This window comes from Rubricoccus marinus (genome assembly GCF_002257665.1).
In the GTDB taxonomy this organism is placed as follows: domain Bacteria; phylum Bacteroidota; class Rhodothermia; order Rhodothermales; family Rubricoccaceae; genus Rubricoccus; species Rubricoccus marinus.
Genome location: NZ_MQWB01000001.1, coordinates 82,834 through 98,796, shown reverse-complemented (window position 1 = coordinate 98,796; position 15,963 = coordinate 82,834). Strand labels below are relative to the sequence as shown.

At 68.7% G+C, this 15,963-nt stretch carries 16 protein-coding genes; 13 read left to right on the top strand and 3 right to left on the bottom strand.

The features are described 5' to 3' along the window. Window positions 1–15 precede the first annotated feature (15 nt). Entirely contained in the window at window positions 16–306 is a 291-nt protein-coding gene (locus BSZ36_RS00400) for a hypothetical protein (protein ID WP_094545195.1), read from the bottom strand. A 218-nt stretch (window positions 307–524) separates the two neighbouring features. Here BSZ36_RS00400 and infC point away from each other — a divergent pair, with 218 nt between their 5' ends. From infC to BSZ36_RS00355, 9 genes are all read left to right on the top strand, one after another. Further along, on the top strand, window positions 525–1,157 hold the full coding sequence (gene infC, locus BSZ36_RS00395) for a translation initiation factor IF-3 (protein WP_425442692.1): 633 nt from the start codon (window positions 525–527) through the stop codon (window positions 1,155–1,157). A gap of 197 nt (window positions 1,158–1,354) precedes the next feature. Further along, window positions 1,355–1,549 (top strand): 50S ribosomal protein L35, encoded by a 195-nt coding sequence (gene rpmI / locus BSZ36_RS00390; RefSeq protein WP_094545194.1) that lies wholly within the window; start codon window positions 1,355–1,357, stop codon window positions 1,547–1,549. 95 nt (window positions 1,550–1,644) lie between these two features. Beyond that, window positions 1,645–1,989: a 50S ribosomal protein L20 gene (rplT, locus tag BSZ36_RS00385; RefSeq protein WP_094545193.1), complete on the top strand. Its 345-nt coding sequence runs from the start codon at window positions 1,645–1,647 to the stop codon at window positions 1,987–1,989. A gap of 276 nt (window positions 1,990–2,265) precedes the next feature. Continuing rightward, entirely contained in the window at window positions 2,266–3,318 is a 1,053-nt protein-coding gene (gene pheS / locus BSZ36_RS00380; protein WP_094545192.1) for a phenylalanine--tRNA ligase subunit alpha, read from the top strand. A gap of 67 nt (window positions 3,319–3,385) precedes the next feature. Continuing rightward, window positions 3,386–5,938: a phenylalanine--tRNA ligase subunit beta gene (gene pheT, locus BSZ36_RS00375; protein WP_094545191.1), complete on the top strand. Its 2,553-nt coding sequence runs from the start codon at window positions 3,386–3,388 to the stop codon at window positions 5,936–5,938. 78 nt (window positions 5,939–6,016) lie between these two features. Then, window positions 6,017–6,310 carry a hypothetical protein gene (locus BSZ36_RS00370; protein ID WP_094545190.1) on the top strand — a complete coding sequence of 98 codons (294 nt, stop codon included), beginning with the start codon at window positions 6,017–6,019 and terminating at the stop codon, window positions 6,308–6,310. Next, a complete protein-coding gene (locus BSZ36_RS00365) occupies window positions 6,307–6,684 on the top strand; it encodes a cell division protein ZapA (RefSeq protein ID WP_094545189.1) in 378 nt (125 codons plus the stop codon). Before BSZ36_RS00370 ends, BSZ36_RS00365 begins: the two co-directional genes overlap by 4 nt. A 400-nt stretch (window positions 6,685–7,084) precedes the next feature. Next, entirely contained in the window at window positions 7,085–8,815 is a 1,731-nt protein-coding gene (gene rny / locus BSZ36_RS00360) for a ribonuclease Y (protein WP_094545188.1), read from the top strand. Beyond that, complete coding sequence (locus BSZ36_RS00355; RefSeq protein WP_094545187.1) at window positions 8,812–9,309, top strand: hypothetical protein; 498 nt, start codon at window positions 8,812–8,814, stop codon at window positions 9,307–9,309. The genes rny and BSZ36_RS00355 overlap by 4 nt, the downstream gene beginning before the upstream one ends. On the opposite strand, the gene BSZ36_RS19955 is transcribed toward BSZ36_RS00355, so the two are convergent. After that, on the bottom strand, window positions 9,306–9,434 hold the full coding sequence (locus BSZ36_RS19955; RefSeq protein ID WP_281253125.1) for a hypothetical protein: 129 nt from the start codon (window positions 9,432–9,434) through the stop codon (window positions 9,306–9,308). The genes BSZ36_RS00355 and BSZ36_RS19955 overlap by 4 nt on opposite strands. 661 nt (window positions 9,435–10,095) lie before the next feature. On the opposite strand from BSZ36_RS19955, the gene nhaA reads away from it, so the two are divergent. From nhaA to BSZ36_RS00335, 3 genes are all read left to right on the top strand, one after another. Continuing rightward, window positions 10,096–11,415 (top strand): Na+/H+ antiporter NhaA, encoded by a 1,320-nt coding sequence (gene nhaA, locus BSZ36_RS00345; protein ID WP_094545185.1) that lies wholly within the window; start codon window positions 10,096–10,098, stop codon window positions 11,413–11,415. Between the two features lie 167 nt (window positions 11,416–11,582). After that, window positions 11,583–12,554 (top strand): calcium/sodium antiporter, encoded by a 972-nt coding sequence (locus tag BSZ36_RS00340; protein WP_094545184.1) that lies wholly within the window; start codon window positions 11,583–11,585, stop codon window positions 12,552–12,554. 204 nt (window positions 12,555–12,758) lie between these two features. Continuing rightward, the gene (locus tag BSZ36_RS00335; RefSeq protein WP_143536692.1) at window positions 12,759–13,733 is read left to right on the top strand and encodes a L,D-transpeptidase; all 975 of its coding nucleotides are present in this window, start codon (window positions 12,759–12,761) and stop codon (window positions 13,731–13,733) included. A 38-nt stretch (window positions 13,734–13,771) separates the two neighbouring features. Here BSZ36_RS00335 and BSZ36_RS00330 read toward each other — a convergent pair whose 3' ends face one another. Beyond that, on the bottom strand, window positions 13,772–14,218 hold the full coding sequence (locus BSZ36_RS00330) for a hypothetical protein (protein ID WP_094545182.1): 447 nt from the start codon (window positions 14,216–14,218) through the stop codon (window positions 13,772–13,774). Between the two features lie 196 nt (window positions 14,219–14,414). Between BSZ36_RS00330 and BSZ36_RS00325 the strand changes: the two genes are divergently transcribed. Next, window positions 14,415–15,788: an FAD-dependent oxidoreductase gene (locus BSZ36_RS00325; RefSeq protein WP_218827493.1), complete on the top strand. Its 1,374-nt coding sequence runs from the start codon at window positions 14,415–14,417 to the stop codon at window positions 15,786–15,788. Window positions 15,789–15,963 lie beyond the last annotated feature (175 nt).

Below are 15,963 nucleotides of genomic sequence, written 5' to 3'. Positions count from 1 at the left end.
TGCGGCGCACGCACCTCACACGACGGCCGTGCCGTTGGGGACGGGGGCGTCGGGGCGGAGCAGCACGGCGCCCTCGGTCGCGCTCACGGCCGCGAGGACGATGACCTCGCCAGAGGCCGCGCCGGGCGGGTCTAGCACGATGACGACCTGGCGGCCGATGAGATCGTCGGGGCCGTAGCGCTCGGTGATCCGCGCGATGGCGTGGCGGGTGTCCCCGCCCAAATCGATGGTCAGGCGGAGCGCGTCGGCGGCGGCAACGGCCTCGGTGACGGTGCCGATGCGGAGGGGGAATGCGGTAAAGTCCATGCGCCAAGCTACACGCCGCACGGCCGTTTCCACGACCTCACGCGGGGCTCTTTCCTCGCACCGCGCTCCCTCGCCAGAGGCCTCCGCGCGGGCACGCGGCCCCGGCCTCTGGCGCAGACCGGACGAAATCGAGCCGAACTGGTCTGGATCGGGCACCTGTTCGGTCTAGGGGCGTAGGTTGAAGCGTGGCGCCCTATTTACAGGAGACACAGCCGCCTCTGGCGCCCAGCTTTTCTCACCAACCCCGCAGCATCATAGCCCGCCGTAGACGCTCCAAGCCGCAGCCCCGCCGCCGCGAGCCGCAGACCCCCATCAACGATCAGATCCAGGCCCACACCGTGCGCGTTATCGCCGACGGAGAGGGTCAGGTCGGTGTCTTGCCGCTCGCGCAGGCCATCGAGATCGCCCAGAACCGAGGCATGGACCTCGTCGAGATCTCGCCCAACGCGGATCCGCCCGTCGCCAAGATCATGGACTTCGGGAAGTACCGCTACGAGCAGCAGAAAAAGCTGAAGGAGCAGCGGAAAAAGCAGGCGAAGCAGGGCGAACTGAAGGAAATCCGCTTCCGTCCCCGTACGGACGACCACGACTACGATTTCAAGACCAAGCACGCGCGCGAGTTCTTGGAAGAGGGTCACAAGGTCAAGGCGTGGGTTCAGTTCCGCGGACGTGACATCATCTACAAGGACCAGGGCCTCGACATCCTGGAGCGGTTCACCGAGGACCTCGCGGACATCTCGAAGATGGACCAGGCCCCCACGATGGAGGGCCGCCGCATGACGATGATGCTCGCGCCGGAGAAGAAGAAAGCCGGAGGCAGCAAGCCCGCGCCCTCCTCCGACGAGGACTAGCAGGCCCGCCTCTGGCGCCAGAAGCGCTCTCGTTTCTCGCCAGAGGCTCAATAGCGCGTGAAGATGCGCCGCCTGCGCCTCTCGCGCGACGCGCACCTCTAGTTTTGCCGCTCGATCTGTGCCGCCCGTGCCTCGTGCTCGGGCGGCCGTTTTGTCCGAAAGGCCCACGTTTAAGCGCCCCCCGGGGCACCCCGATTATGCCCAAGATGAAGACCAACAGCGGTGCCAAGAAGCGATTCAAGCGCACCGGGACGGGCCGCATCAAGCGGATGAAGGCCTTTACCAGCCACATTCTGACCAAGAAGTCGCCCAAGCGTAAGCGCGACCTCCGCGACAGCACGCTCGTCTCGAAGGTCGATCAGAAGCGCATGGAGCGGCTCCTCGCGTCCTAAGCGGACGCCAGAGGCTGGGCCTTCCGCCCGTTTTTCCCCTCGCGCCAGGACACCCGTCCGTGGCGTGAATCCCACCCCCAACCAGGAGAACCAAAATGCCACGCGCACGAAATCTCGTGGCTTCCCGTCGCCGTCGCCGCAAGCTCTTGAAGCAGGCGAAAGGCTACTGGGGCCGCCGCAGCAACGTCTACACCGTTGCCAAGCACTCCGTCGAGAAGGGGATGCAGTACGCCTACCGTGACCGTCGCGCCCGCAAGCGCACGTTCCGGCGCCTGTGGATCGCCCGCATCAATGCTGGCGCCCGCGTCCACGGCACGACGTACTCGCGTCTGATCGCCGGCCTCAAAAAGGCTGACGTCCCTCTCAACCGGAAGGTCCTCGCGGACCTCGCGGTCCGCGACAAGGAAGCCTTTAAGGCTGTGGTCGAGATGGCGGCCTAGCGCCTCCGTCTCGATCTGCCCGCTCCCGCCCGACCTCGGTCTGGCGGGAGTTTTTGTTTCGGGGTCAGATGCGTAATGCGTGATGCGTACGGGAGCCTCTGGCGCCGCACGCGTAGCAGAGCGAGACTCGACCCCACGCCTCGATGCCTTCCCTTGCGGAGGCGCCCGCGCCAGCGGGCGGAGCGGGTTGCGTTTCAGGATGCGACCCCGCCCGTCGGAGGCCTCTGGCGCCAGAGGCTCGGCGCCGCTGCCCTCACGCATTCCGGATCCCGCATCATGTCCGACACCGCCACCCCTCTCGACGCCGAGATCGACGCCCTCCAGGCTGAGATCGACGCCGCGCCGCTCGCCTCTGGCGACGAGGCCGAAGCCTTCCGCGTCCGCTTTCTCGGGCGCAAAGCTGGCGCCGTGACGGCGCTCTTCGGCAAGATCGGCAGCGTGCCGCCCGAGGCCCGCCGTGCCGTCGGCCAGAAGCTCAACGCGCTGCGGCAGAGCGCCGAGGCGCGCCTGGACGAGATGCAGAGCGCGGCCTCTGGCGCGAGTGCCGAGGCGACCGACCTCGACCTCACGCTGCCCGGCCGCATCCCCGCGCCTCTGGCGCCGGGCTCGCTGCACCCGCTGACCCAGACGCTGGAGTCCATCCAGGACATCTTCGCGCAGTTCGGCTTCGCGGTCGCCAGAGGCCCCGAGATCGAGGACGACTGGCACAACTTCAGCGCGCTCAACTTCCCGGCGAACCACCCGGCGCGCGACATGCAGGACACGTTCTTCCTGGAGCCGCCGGCGCCAGAGGGACGTGGCATCGTGCTGCGCACGCACACGTCGCCGGTCCAGGTGCGCGTGATGGAGGAGGCCGTGCGCTCCGGCGGTGGGCCGCCCATCCGCGTGATCGCGCCCGGCCGCGTGTTCCGCAACGAGGCGGTGAGCTTCAAGAGCTACTTCATGTTCCACCAGGTGGAGGGCCTGGTGATCGATGAGGGCGTGAGCTTCGCAGACCTCAAGGCGGTCATCTTCGCCTTCGCGCGGGCGTTTTTCGGCGGCGAACCGAAGATGCGCTTCCGCCCCAGCTTCTTCCCCTTCACCGAGCCCTCGGCCGAGGTCGACGTGTGGTGGGAGGACGAGTCTCTCCCCGGCGGCGGGCGCTGGCTCGAGATCCTCGGCTGCGGCATGGTGGACCCCAACGTGCTGGACTCCGTCGGCATCGACAGCGAGCGGTACACCGGCTACGCCTTCGGCATGGGCGTCGAGCGCATGGCGCAGATCCGCTACGACGTGGACGACATCCGGCTCTACTACGAGAACGACCAGCGCTTCCTCCGTCAGTTCTGACGTGGTACGAGGTACAGGGTACGCGGTACGGCTGCGACTCTGACCTCGTACCCAGTACCCCGTACCTATGTACCTATCTCTCAACTGGCTCAAGGACTACGTCCAGCCTGATCTCTCGCCAGAGGCGCTCTCGGACCTGCTCACGATGGCGGGCCTCGAAGTCGACGGCATGGAGGTCTCCGGCCCCTCGTTGGACGGCGTCGTCGTCGGGCGCGTGCTGACGGCGGAGCAGCACCCGAACGCGGACCGCCTGCGCGTCTGCACCGTCGACATCGGCGGCTCGCCAGAGGCCTCTGGCGAGAGCGAGCCCGTCCAGATCGTGTGCGGCGCGCCAAACGTGGCCGCGGGCCAGATGGTGCCGGTCGCGACCGTCGGGACTGTGCTCATGCTGCCCGACCGCGAGACGGGAGAGCCGACGCCGGTGACGATCAAAAAGGGCAAGATCCGCGGCGAGGTATCCTTCGGGATGATCTGCGCCGAGGACGAGCTCGGCCTCGGAGACGACCACGACGGCATCCTCGTGCTTGACACCGACGCCACTCCCGGTACGCCTCTGGCGGAGGTCATCGCGCTCCCCGGCGACATCGTCTACGACATCGCGCTCACGCCCAACCGGCCCGACGCGGCCAGCCACATCGGCGTCGCCCGCGACGTGGCGGCGCTGACCGACACGGTTCTGACGCTTCCCCAAGTCGACACGCCAGAGGCCTCTGGCGAGGTCAATGAGCGCATCACGGTCGAGATCGAGGACACAGACGGATGCGCCCGCTACGCGGCGATGCTCGTGACGGGCGTGACCGTCGCGCCCAGCCCGGACTGGCTCCGCGAGCGGCTGGAGGCCATCGGCGTGCGCCCGATCAACAACGTGGTGGACGTGACCAACTTCGTGCTCCACGAGATGGGCCAGCCGCTCCACGCGTTCGACCTCGCGCACATCGCGGGCGATACCATCCGGGTCCGCGCGAGTCGAGCCGGCGAGAAGGTGACCACGCTGGACGACGTGGAGCGCGAACTCCCCGAGGGCACGCTGCTCATCTGCGACAAGGAGCGGCCTGTGGCCGTGGCCGGCGTAATGGGCGCCGCCAACTCCGAAGTCTCTGATAGCACAACCGACGTGCTGATCGAGAGCGCGTACTTCGACCCCGCGCGCATCCGCAGCGCGGCAAAGGCGCTGAGCATGCAGACCGACGCCAGCTACCGCTTCGAGCGCGGCGTGGACCCAACCGCTCAGGTGCGTGCGGCCTCTCGCGCCGCCGCGCTGATCGCCGAGGTGGGCGGCGGAACGGTCGCCTCTGGCGCCATCGACGAGAACCCCGTTCGGTTCGAGCCGACCGTTGTCACCGTGCGCCCTGAGCGCGCGCGGATGCTGATCGGCGCCGAGATCGCCGACGACGAGATGATCACGCTGCTCCAGGCCATCGGCTTCGAGGTGGCGGAATCGGGCGCGGACACGTTGCAGGCCTTTGCCGACGGCGCCTTCGCCAGCGGCCACGTCGCCGAGGCCGCGTCGGACGCCTCTGGCGCCGGGCTCCGCGTGGTCGTCCCGCCCTTCCGCCCCGACGTGGAGCGCGAGGTCGACGTGATCGAAGAGATCGCGCGGCTCTGGGGCTACGACAACGTGCCCACGCCGCGGACGGCGCCGGTCGCGCTCGTGCCCACGCCAGAGGCCCCGGCCGAGCGGCTTCTCGCGGCTGCGCGAACACAACTCGCCGCGCTGGGCTTCCGCGAGCTGTTCACCAACTCCCTCGTGCCGTCCGAGACCGCCGAGCGGTACGCGGGCGCCGACTGGACCGGGCAGGAAACGCGGACCGTCGAGACGCTCAACCCGATCTCGCAGGAGATCGCGGCGATGCGCCCGAGTCTGCTGCATGGCCTGGTCAACGCCGCGGCCTACAACCAGAAGCGCGGCGCGTCCGACCTCCGCCTCTTCGAGAGCGGGCACGTCTACGCGCGCAGCACGGACGCCAGCCAGCCCGTCGAGGGCTTTGCCGAGCACACCGCGCTCGCCTTCGCGATCTCGGGGCTCGCACAGCAGCAGCGCTGGGACGCGCCCACCCGCGCGTCCGACTTCTACGACCTCAAGGGCGTCGTAATGGCCGTCCTGTCTGCCTCTGGCGTGACCGGCATCGAGGAGACCCCGCGCCGCGAGCCCTCGGGTCTGACGGCCTACGCGCTGGAGCTCTCCGCCAGAGGCCAGCGCCTCGGTGTGATCGCGCGCGTGAGCGATGCGGTGGCGGAGGCGGCCGACCTCGCCGCGCCGCTCTTCGCCGCCGAACTCGACTGGGACGCCGTCGCCCGCGTCGCCGCAAGAGGCCTCACGCGCTACGAAGCGATCTCGCGCTTCCCGACCGTCGACCGCGACCTCGCGCTCGTGCTCGACGCCGAGCAGCCTGTCGGGCCTCTGGCGGAGACGATCCGCCGCGCCGGCGGGCCGCTGCTTCAGGACGTGCGCCTGTTCGACCTCTACACCGGCGACCGGATCGAGGCGGGCAAGAAGAGCGCGGCATTCACGCTCGTCTTCGGCGCCGACCGCACGCTCCGCGACAAGGAGGTGGACGGCCGCGTTAAGAAGATCGTCCGCACCCTGGAGCACCAGCACGGCGCGACGCTGCGCGCGTAGGCCTCTGGTGCCAGAGGCCCTCTTGCAACACGTGAGGTCACACGCCCTATCTTGCTGCGGATCGCCGCTCTCCCCCTCATGGAGCCCGACCGCCAGGCCGCTCCCCCCTCCCCGCCGATAGATCCCGCGCCGCCGAGCGACGGGGGCGCCCTCGCGCGCTTGCGCGAGCGCGTGGAGGCGGCGGTTCAGGAGATCCTCCGGCTGCGGCAGGAGAACACCCGGCTGGCCGAGCGCGTGGCCGAGATCGGCGACGCCAGCGGCCCCGGCCTGCAGCTCGGCGACCGCGACCCCGCCGAGCTGCGCGCGTCCATCCAAGGCTTTATCGACGCCGTGGATGCGGCCCTCGCCGCCGAGCTGGACAAGAGCCGATGAGTGAGACCCCGCCCCGCTCGCTGAACCCCAGTCCGCACGGCGACGCGCCCCTGCGCTCGATCCGCGTGCGCATCCTGGACCGGGACTACCCGCTCCGCGTCGCCCCCGCTGACGAGGCGTACACGCTGCACCTCGCGAAGTACGTCGACGGACGCTTGCGCCAGATCCGCAGCGGGATCCCGCACCAGCCCGACCTCACGCATGCCATCATCGGCACGCTGGAGATGGCCGAGGAGCTGTTCGCCGCCCGCGCCGAGATCGACCAGCTCCGGGCCCGCGTGGAAGTAGAGGCCAAAGACCTCTCGAAGCGCCTGGACGAGGCCCTGCGCCGCCCCACCTCGGGCGACGGCGCCACCACGCCCTCGCCCGAATAGGCCTCTGGCGCCAGAGGCCTGCCTTTTCTGCGCGCCAGAGGCGACCGCCCGGCGCGAGGGCACGGGGATTTCGCCGCCGCGGCGCGGAACAGCGCACGGGCGTAGGCGATATTCCATGGACCGGCTCGTGGCCACCGTATGGGAACCTGAACAAGAAATAAAGCGGGCGCCACGCTCCAGGGTCTGATTGCCAGGCCGCATTCCCCTCGGGGATCACCCCACGCTTGCGTGGGGACCGCGGAAGGCGTGAGGGCTCGGCGGGCACCCACTGTGTTAGACGAGTAGGTTTCTCGTCCACGGCTGCGGGCTGGTCCTCTTTTTTTGCGCGACGCCGCACGCGAGCGCCCCGTCAGCCTTGGCTTGGACGGGGCGTTCGCGCTAGCGGCCCCTTCCCCCGCCCATGGATCCCCTCCTGCCCGTCCTCGCCGCTGCCCTGCTTGCCCTCGTGCTCGGCATCGTCGCTGGCCGGTGGTGGGGAGGCCGCGTGGCCGAGGCGCGCATGGGCGAGCGCATCCGCGCCGCCGAAACCACGGCCTCTGGCGCCCGCGCCGACGCCGAGGCGGCCCGAACCGAGCTCAACCAGGCACGCGCCGACCTGCAGTCGCAGCGCGACGTGCTCAAGGAGGACCGCGAGGCGTACCGCGAGCGGAAAGCGCGCTTTGAGCAGCGCACCGCCGAGGCCAAGGAAAAGCACGCCGCCATCCGGGCCAAGCTGGAATCGGCCCGCCAGAAGCTCGCCGCCCGCCGTGACCGCATCACCGCGACTGAGGCCGCGCTCGCCCAGGCGTCCGCCGCGCTGGAGGCGCTCACCGCCGAGGCCTCGAAAAGCCAGGAGGACGCCGCCGCGCTCGCCGAAACCGTCAAGACGCGCGCCAGCGGCGTCGCCCGGCGTCAGCAAGAAGTCGCCACGCGCGAGAAGGACGTAGAGGAGCGGAGTGCGGCCCTCGCGCAGCAGGAACTCCGCCTCGAAACGCTTGTCGGCCAGCACCTCGACAAGCTCGAAGCCGTCGCGGACCTCTCGCGAGACCAGGCCCGCCAGAGGCTCATGGACGAGATGGAGCGCGACGCCAAGCTCGAAGCCGCGCGCCTCGTCAAGGACGCCCGCGATGAAGCCCGTCTGACGGCAGACCGCGAGGCCAAAAAGCTCATCATCAAAAGCGTCCAGCGCCTCGCCGCGCCGACGACGATCGAGCACACGGTCTCTCCCATCGCGCTCCCGCGTGAGGACATGAAAGGTCGCGTGATCGGCCGCGAGGGCCGCAACATCCGCGCGTTCGAAGCCGCGACGGGCGTCGAGGTCGTCGTGGACGATACGCCGGACGCCGTGCTCGTGAGCGCCTTCGAGCCCGTCCGGCGCGAGATCGCGAGGCTCTCGATGGAGAAGCTTCTGGCGGACGGACGGATCCACCCGGCCCGGATTGAGGAGGTCGTCGAAAAGACGCGCGCCGAGATCGAAGAGGAGATCATCGCCTCTGGCGAGCAGGCGGCGCTGGACCTGGAGATCCACGGCCTCCACCCCGAACTGATCCGCATGGTGGGCCGGATGCGGTACCGCGCGAGCTACGGCCAGAACCTGCTCGCGCACTCCATCGAGGTGGCCAAGCTGGCCAGCGTGATGGCCGCAGAACTGGGTCTGGACGCCCGCAAAGCGCGCCGCGCCGGGCTCTTGCACGACATCGGCAAGGTGACCGAGGAGCCGTTGGAATCGCCGCACGCCATCGCAGGTATGGAGCTCGCGATGCGCTACAAGGAGCACCCCGACGTGTCCAACGCCGTCGGCGCGCACCACGACGAGGTGCCGATGTCGTCGCTGATCGCGCCGCTCGTGCAGGCCGCCGACGCCGCCTCTGGCGCCCGCCCCGGCGCCCGCCGCGAGGCGCTGGAGCGCTACGTGCAGCGCCTGCAGCACCTGGAATCCATCGCGACGGACTTTGAAGGCGTGCAGCAGGCCTACGCCATTCAGGCCGGCCGCGAGCTCCGCGTGATCGTCTCGCCAGAGGCCATCTCGGACGCCATCGCCGAAAGCCTCTCGCGCGACATCTCGAACCGCATCGAGCGCGAGATGGAGTACCCCGGCCAGATCCGTGTCACAGTGATCCGCGAAGTGAGGAGCATCTCCGTCGCCAAGTGACGGCCGCCTCTGGCGCCCTAGCGCGCGGGGTCGTCCTCGCGTGTGCCGCCGCGCTCTGCGCCGGCTGCGCGTCGGCGCCAGAGGCGACGCCACGCACGGCTTCTGGCGCTCCGGCGGCGCTTCTCGGCGCGTTCGTGGACGACTACGGCATCGCGTACGAGATCACGGACCGAGAATGGGTCCAGCGCCCGAACGCCCACTACCGCATCGTGCGGTGGGCGCCAGAGGACCGGTACCTCATCGCGCAGAACGACGCGGCCAACCCAACCGATGGCGGCCTCTGGACGCGCATCGATTGGGTCCCGCTCGCCGGCATGGCGCCGTACGAGTGGGCCTTCTGCCTCAGCGTCTACGACGCACCGACACCCGGAGCCGCTGCTGCCTCTGGCGACGCGGATCCCTCCGTCCCGCGCACGGGCTGTGGCGGCTACCCGTTTTCCCGCATGCGACGCGTCGCGCCAGGAGACAGCACCGGCGCATCGCGCGGGTACTAGGCCGCCTCTGGCGCCAGAGGCCCATCGCTATCGGCGGTGGTGACGCCGATGATGATGCCCCTCTCCGTGGGAGGTGTGCGCCGCGTGCGCATGAGAACCGCGGTGGTGATCTGGCGCGAACGCACGGCCGATCACGCCAACGGCAGCGCGAGCCACGAACAACGAGGCGGCGAACAGGAGAACGAGGAGCAGCCCCATGCGGAGCCGGTTGGAGCCGAAGACGAAGCGAGTCATAAAGCGAGCAGGTGGGGATCTCAGCGAGAGGCCGCCGCAGAAATGCAGCGCCTCGGGTCGCGGGGAAGCACACCGCCAACGGCGCCGCGGCTGTGGCGGTGCGCGCGGTGTCACGGACGGCGAGCCCTCTGCCACGAATAGCACCACGCCGACACGAACACTCTAGCGACCGCGCTCAACGGCCATGTGGCTGAGAAATCTGAAGGCGCGGCCAACGCAGGTGGAGCGCCAGAGGCGATCCATGAAACCGCCTTCACGGAGGACGTGTGAAGCCGCTTTCACGAATCCGTACAACGGGTTAGGCGTGGGAGGCACCATGCGCCCCCTCGTCCTCTGCGTCACCAAAGCGAAGCCGTGCCCGAAGCGGGACTGGCTGGGGCGCTGCGTGGTCCTTGAACGCACGGCTCGGGTCTAGCGCCTCGCGCAGGCTTCTGGCGGGACACGCTCCCGCCGTTTGGTTTCGCCTCGGATGTCCTGAGGCTTCCCCCCTTCTCTGGCGCGCGCGCCAGAGGCGCGCCCCCTAACACGCGGGGCGCCCTCACTCCCAAGCTTATGAGAACCCTCGTCTCGTCCTTCCAGGACTTCTTCCGCACCGAAGCCGCTGGCGGCATCCTGCTCCTGTTCTGCGCCGTGGTCGCGTTCGCGTGGGCCAACAGCCCGCTCGCGGCGTCGTACGCGGATCTGTGGGGCATGTACGTCACCGTTGGCGCGGGTTCGTTCGAGATCTCGAAGCCGCTGCTCTTGTGGGTCAACGACGGCCTGATGGCGCTCTTCTTCTTTGTGGTCGGGCTGGAGATCAAGCGCGAGGTGCTCGTGGGCGAGCTGTCCAACCCGAAAAAGGCAGCGCTCTCCGTGATCGCGGCCGTCGGTGGCGCGGCCATCCCGGCCCTTATCTACGTGGCCGTCAACGCCGGGATCGGAAGCCCGGAGCGCATCGCGGGCTGGGGCGTGCCGATGGCGACCGACATCGCGTTCGCGCTCGGCGTGCTGGCGCTGCTGGGCACGCGCGCGCCTCTGGCGCTGAAGATCTTCCTGACCGCCCTCGCGATCGCGGATGACCTCATGGCCGTGATGGTGATCGCCCTCTTCTACACGGCCGAGTTGAAGCTGGGAGCGCTCGCGCTGGGCGTTGGACTGGTTGCGCTGCTTGCCGTCCTGAACAAGCTGGGCGTGCGCAAAACGTGGCCGTACGCGTTGATCGGTCTCGTGATCTGGGTCGCGTTCCTTAAGAGCGGCGTCCACGCGACGGTCGCGGGCGTGCTCGTGGCGCTGACTATCCCCGCCTCGCGCATCATCGACGCCCCGGCGTTTCTGGAGCGCGCGCAGGGCTATCTCGCCACGTTCGCGGACAAGATGAAGCCCGGCCAGGCTGAGCCGACGGGCGAGCAGATGTACGCGCTGCACGCGCTTGAGGAGAGCGTCGAAGCCGTTGAAACGCCTCTGGCGCGACTGGAGCACGGGCTTCATGGCTTCGTGGCGTTTTTCGTGATGCCGGTCTTTGCTCTAGCCAACGCAGGCGTCGCGCTCGGCGCCGGCGCCGGCGCCCTGCTGACCGACGCCGTCGCGCTCGGCATTGCGGCGGGCCTCATCGTTGGCAAGCCTGTGGGCGTGCTGGCATTGGCGTGGGTCGCGGTGCGCACCGGCCTCGCTTCTCTCCCCGAGGGCGTCTCGTGGCGCCAGATGGTCGGCGTGGCGTTTCTGACCGGCATCGGCTTCACGATGTCCATCTTTATCGCCAACCTCGCGTTTACGACGGACCCCGCGTTGCTGGACAGCGCGAAGCTGGGCATCCTCGTCGCGTCGCTCGTCTCGGGCGTCGTGGGATATGTGCTGCTCCGCACCTCTTCACCGGCCGCGGTCTCAAAAGCCTGAGCCGGCCCGCGTTTTTTGAAGCCTCTGGCGACAATCCCGGTGTAGGGATCTGACGCCAGAGGCTTTGTGTGTGAGGGGGCTCCGGCCGATCTCTCGCCGCGCGCGGAGTGTTCGCCCTGCCGCGCACGCCAGAGGCCTAGTTTCCCTCGCCTTCCGAACCGCACCCCATGACCCTGACTCAAAGCCTGCTCTACATGGGCGGTGGCGTTGTACTGCTGGTGGCGGGGGCAGAGGCCTTGGTGCGAGGAGCGGCGGCGCTGGCGCTGAGGTTTGGCATCACGCCGCTTGTTGTCGGGTTGACGGTTGTAGCCTTTGGCACGTCGAGCCCGGAGCTGGTGGTGAGCGTCAAGGCGGCGATCGGCGGCAACGGGCCCGTAGCGCTGGGCAACGTGATCGGTTCGAACATCGCCAACCTGGGATTGATCGTGGGGGTGAGCGCCGCGCTGTCGCCTCTGGCGGTGGACCGCCGACTCCTCACGCGCGACGTGCCGGTCATGGTCGGCTCAATGCTGCTGCTGTGGGCGTTTCTGGGCAACGGCGTGCTGAGCAGCTTCGAGGGGGGCATCCTGGCGTGCGGCATCGTGCTGTACACGTTCTGGGGCGTGATGAGCTCGCGCCGCGAGACCAAAGCGGCGCGCGAAGCCTCCGAGGACCTCCCCATCGCGGTCGAGGACGCAATGGCAGCGCCGGTTTGGAAGGTGGCGCTTCAGGTAGGCCTCGTATTCGGAGGCCTCGCGATGCTCGTCTTGGGCGCGGGATACCTGGTGGACGGCGCGGTGTCGATCGCGCAAACGCTGGGCGTGAGCGAAGCCATTATCGGCCTCACGCTTGTCGCCATCGGCACGAGCTTGCCGGAGTTGGCGACGACAATCGTGGCCGCGGCCCGTGGCCATGGCGAGATCGCGCTTGGGGGGGCCATCGGTTCGAACGTGTTCAACATCCTGGGCGTAATCGGCCCCGCTGCTATCGCCGCGCCGATCTACTCCGAAGGCATCGGGTGGCCCGTGATGGCCGTCATGCTGGGCATGGCCGTTTTGACGACGTTCTTCCTCTTCTCGGGCGGCAAGACCCGCCGTTGGGAAGGCTTCGTGCTGCTTACGGCGTACGCGGGGTACCTGTGGTGGCTCGTGGCGGTGTAGCCTCTGGCGAGGGGATGGAGAGCCTCCAGAGACGCATTCCCGCGCCTTGAGCGCAGTCCAGGGCGCGCCCTCACCAAACCATCAGGGACGCCTATGGACGCCAGAGGCCGGTTTTCGGTGCCAGGCTGTGAAGAAGTGCCGGCCTTGGCACCCAACGGCGGGCGGTCTGCGTTTCTTCGGCTCCCACCTCCCCTTCCCCTCGTGATGCGCACCGCGTTCGCTGCTCTGCTCCTCTGCCTCGCCTCTGGCGCCGTGGCCCAATCGCCCGGCCGTCTCTACGATCAGGAAGAGATCGGTGAACTGCTCTACGGCGTCCGTCAGGAGCTCGCCGAGATCCCCGAGGTGGGGTGGAACGCCTACGTGCTGGACCACGAGACGGGCAACTCCATTTTCGCGCGTGCCGACCTCTACCGGGCCGCGGGCGACGGCGACCAGTCCCTGGGCAAGGAGCGCCTCGCGATGGTGCAGTTCCTCAACCGCATCTACCTCAACGACCTCAGCATTGGCGATACGCTCGTGCTCCCGACGCATCTCGGGCTGGACCCGCGCGCCTACGCGCCGTTTCCGCGCCGCTACGAGGGCGCGGCCGAGTTCGACAAGCTGTTCATCATCGACAAGGGCGTGCAGGCGTGGGCTGCGTACGAGAACGGCGACCTGGAGCGCTGGGGCCTCGTCAACACGGGCGCCATCGACAGCCAGACGCCGGCGGGCCGTTACAATTTCAACTGGAAAGAGTTGGACCGCATCTCCACGCTCTCGCCTCCCGGTGAGCGCTGGCGCATGCGCTGGGTGTTCAACTTCTACCACGAGCGCGGCATCCACGTCCACCAGTACCGGATGCCCATCGGCGAGCCCGCCAGCCACGGCTGTGTGCGCCTGATCACCGATGACGCGAAGTGGATCTACGACTGGGCGGAGCCGTGGCGCACCACCGCCGGAACCGGCGCCAGAGGCCTCGCGAGTGCCAACGGCCGCGTCCTTGAGCAGGGCACCACGGTTCTCGTCCTCGGCGATGGGGAGGAGCCCGTAGACGGACCGCCGGCCCGCTTCGAGTGGAACGGAGACAAGCCTTCGCTCCGCGTGGTGGACCTGCCCGCGCACCCGTACGAGGTGCCGCCCGGCACGGACCAGCAGCGCACGTTCGACCGCAAGCGCCGGCAGGCCGCCGCCACGTCGTAGCCTCTGGCGAAACGCCCTCTGGCGCTGGCGCCAGAACCTTACTCCGCCTCGCGCTCGGCCACGAACTCGCCCTCGACGGTGATCGACTCCGCGCCGCGCGTCGCGGTAAAGGAGAACTCCCCGGCCGCTTCGGTATCGCTCACCCGCAGGATCTCGACCGTTCCGCCAGAGGCCCTATATGGGGCGCCGTCGTAGCGGTCGAGCTCGAACGTGGCGCTCGCATCGGCCGGGATGTGGTACAGCGTGCCCCGAACGGAGCCGCCCTCGAACCGAAACTCGATGGTTGGCAGGTCGGTGTCGGTGAGGATGATGCCAGTGGTGAGCGGGTCGTCTTGGACAAGGACGTAGTACGCCGATCCGTCCAAGTCGAACCTCTGATCGCCGCGGACGGTGGCGGAAAAGCTGCCGCGGTCGGCGTCGAACGCGTCGAAAAGGCCGCAACCGGCGAGCCCGAAAAGAAGCGCGAGGGGTAGGAGCCGAGTCATGGCGAGTGGCGTGGAGTTCTACAGCGTACGGCACGCCGCGCGCGCCTGAGCCATCCGTTGCCTCCCTTCACGAGGCAGCCTCGCGCGCCAGAGGCGCACGTGTTCGGGCGGAGGCCTCTGGCGCGGGTCCAAAACGTGCATCTCCTCGGCAATCTCCGGTCTCTGGCGCTAGCTTTCACCCGAGACTGAAAGCGCGATGGAAGCGCTCCCGGTTCTACCAACCCGGCCTCTGCAGAGGCGTCCCATGGAGGAGGAATTCGATTGCATCATCGTCGGCGGCGGCATCGCCGGACTGTCGGCGGCCATGACGCTCGCCAGAGGCGGCGCCAAGTTCCTGCTCGTGGAGCGGGGCGAGTGGAGCGGCGCCAAGAACGTGTCGGGCGGCGTCCTCTGGGGGACCGACCTGAACCGCCTCGTGCCCAATTACTGGGAAGAGGAGGACGCGGGCTGGGAGCGGTTCGTCAACCACCGGCGACTCTCGCTGATGGACCCCGGCGCGAGCTTCTCGCTGGACTTCAAGAGCGACCACTTCGACACGCCGCCCTACACCGGCGTCACGGTCCTGCGCTCGCGCTTCGACGCGTGGCTCGCGGGCAAGGTCGAAGAGGCCATCGGCGAGAGCGACCACCCGGACGAGTCCTTCCTCGCGACCGACATCCTGGTCGAGAGCGTGATCGTCGAGGGCGGCGTCGCCAGAGGCATCCGGGCGGGCGGCGAGGATTTTCGCGCCAAGTGCGTGATCCTGGCCGAGGGCGTCAACAACCTTCTCGCGCGGCAGGTGGGGCTGGAGAAGGAGTACGTGCCCGCCGATCACGTCGCGGTCGGCGTCAAAGAAGTGATCCGCCTCGGGCGCGAGACCGTCGAGGACCGCTTCCAGCTTCGGGGCCGCAGCGGCCTCACCAACGAGTTCGTCGGCGCCGCGACCGACGGCATCGACGGCGGCGGCTTCCTCTACACCAACCTGGAGAGCCTCTCGGTCGGCTTGGTGATCGGCATGAAGGCGATGCGGGGGACCGGCCGCACGCCGTACGACCTGCTCAACGAGTTCAAGGAGCACCCCGCCGTGGCCGACATGGTGCGCGGCGGCGAGGTCGTGGAGTACAGCGCAAAAGTCGTCTCCACCGGCGACATCCGCGGCGTGCCGAGCGACCTCACGATGGACGGCCTCATGATCGCGGGCGAGGCCGCGCACCTCGTCCTCAACGCGGGCCGCGCCATCCAGGGCATGGACTACGCCATGCGGACGGGCATCCTCGCCGCCGAGACCGCGATCAGCGCCGTCGCCTCTGGCGACACCTCCAAGGCCGCGCTCGCGCCCTACCGCCAGAGGCTGGACGAGAGCTACGTCATGCAGGACATGAAGGCCTTCCAGGGCGCCGTTCACCTCCTCCACTCGCCGCACATGACCGGCGCGCTGCCCCGAATGGCGTGCGATTTCGGGCGGGAGTTCTTTACCGTCGACAACCGCCCCACCCGCAAGGCCACCCGCATCCTCCGCGACGTGCGCAAAAAGCACATCAAGCTGATGGACTTCATGAAGCTCGGCGCCAAAGCCGGGCGACACCTGTAGTGATGCGTACTACGTAATGCGTGCTGCGTGATGCGTAAGAGCGCCCCTCCAGAGGCCTCTGGCGCCACCCAACCGGTGTCATCGCGCAACCGGTGCCATCGCGAGCGAAGCGCGGCGATCTGGTGGCATCGAGTACGGCCCCGCCCGATTTCTTCGCTCCGCTGGCTCCGCCTAC

Excerpts from the sequence above, each read along its gene's own strand:
- BSZ36_RS00365 (WP_094545189.1), top strand. The coding sequence starts at position 6,307 with ATGAGTGAGACCCCGCCCCGCTCGCTGAACCCCAGTCCGCACGGCGAC.
- BSZ36_RS00325 (WP_218827493.1), top strand. The coding sequence starts at position 14,415 with ATGGAAGCGCTCCCGGTTCTACCAACCCGGCCTCTGCAGAGGCGTCCC.
- rny (WP_094545188.1), top strand. The coding sequence starts at position 7,085 with ATGGATCCCCTCCTGCCCGTCCTCGCCGCTGCCCTGCTTGCCCTCGTG.
- BSZ36_RS00400 (WP_094545195.1), bottom strand. The coding sequence starts at position 306 with ATGGACTTTACCGCATTCCCCCTCCGCATCGGCACCGTCACCGAGGCC.
- BSZ36_RS00370 (WP_094545190.1), top strand. The coding sequence starts at position 6,017 with ATGGAGCCCGACCGCCAGGCCGCTCCCCCCTCCCCGCCGATAGATCCC.
- rpmI (WP_094545194.1), top strand. The coding sequence starts at position 1,355 with ATGCCCAAGATGAAGACCAACAGCGGTGCCAAGAAGCGATTCAAGCGC.
- pheT (WP_094545191.1), top strand. The coding sequence starts at position 3,386 with ATGTACCTATCTCTCAACTGGCTCAAGGACTACGTCCAGCCTGATCTC.
- BSZ36_RS00330 (WP_094545182.1), bottom strand. The coding sequence starts at position 14,218 with ATGACTCGGCTCCTACCCCTCGCGCTTCTTTTCGGGCTCGCCGGTTGC.
- nhaA (WP_094545185.1), top strand. The coding sequence starts at position 10,096 with ATGAGAACCCTCGTCTCGTCCTTCCAGGACTTCTTCCGCACCGAAGCC.
- rplT (WP_094545193.1), top strand. The coding sequence starts at position 1,645 with ATGCCACGCGCACGAAATCTCGTGGCTTCCCGTCGCCGTCGCCGCAAG.
- BSZ36_RS00340 (WP_094545184.1), top strand. The coding sequence starts at position 11,583 with ATGACCCTGACTCAAAGCCTGCTCTACATGGGCGGTGGCGTTGTACTG.
- BSZ36_RS00335 (WP_143536692.1), top strand. The coding sequence starts at position 12,759 with ATGCGCACCGCGTTCGCTGCTCTGCTCCTCTGCCTCGCCTCTGGCGCC.
- pheS (WP_094545192.1), top strand. The coding sequence starts at position 2,266 with ATGTCCGACACCGCCACCCCTCTCGACGCCGAGATCGACGCCCTCCAG.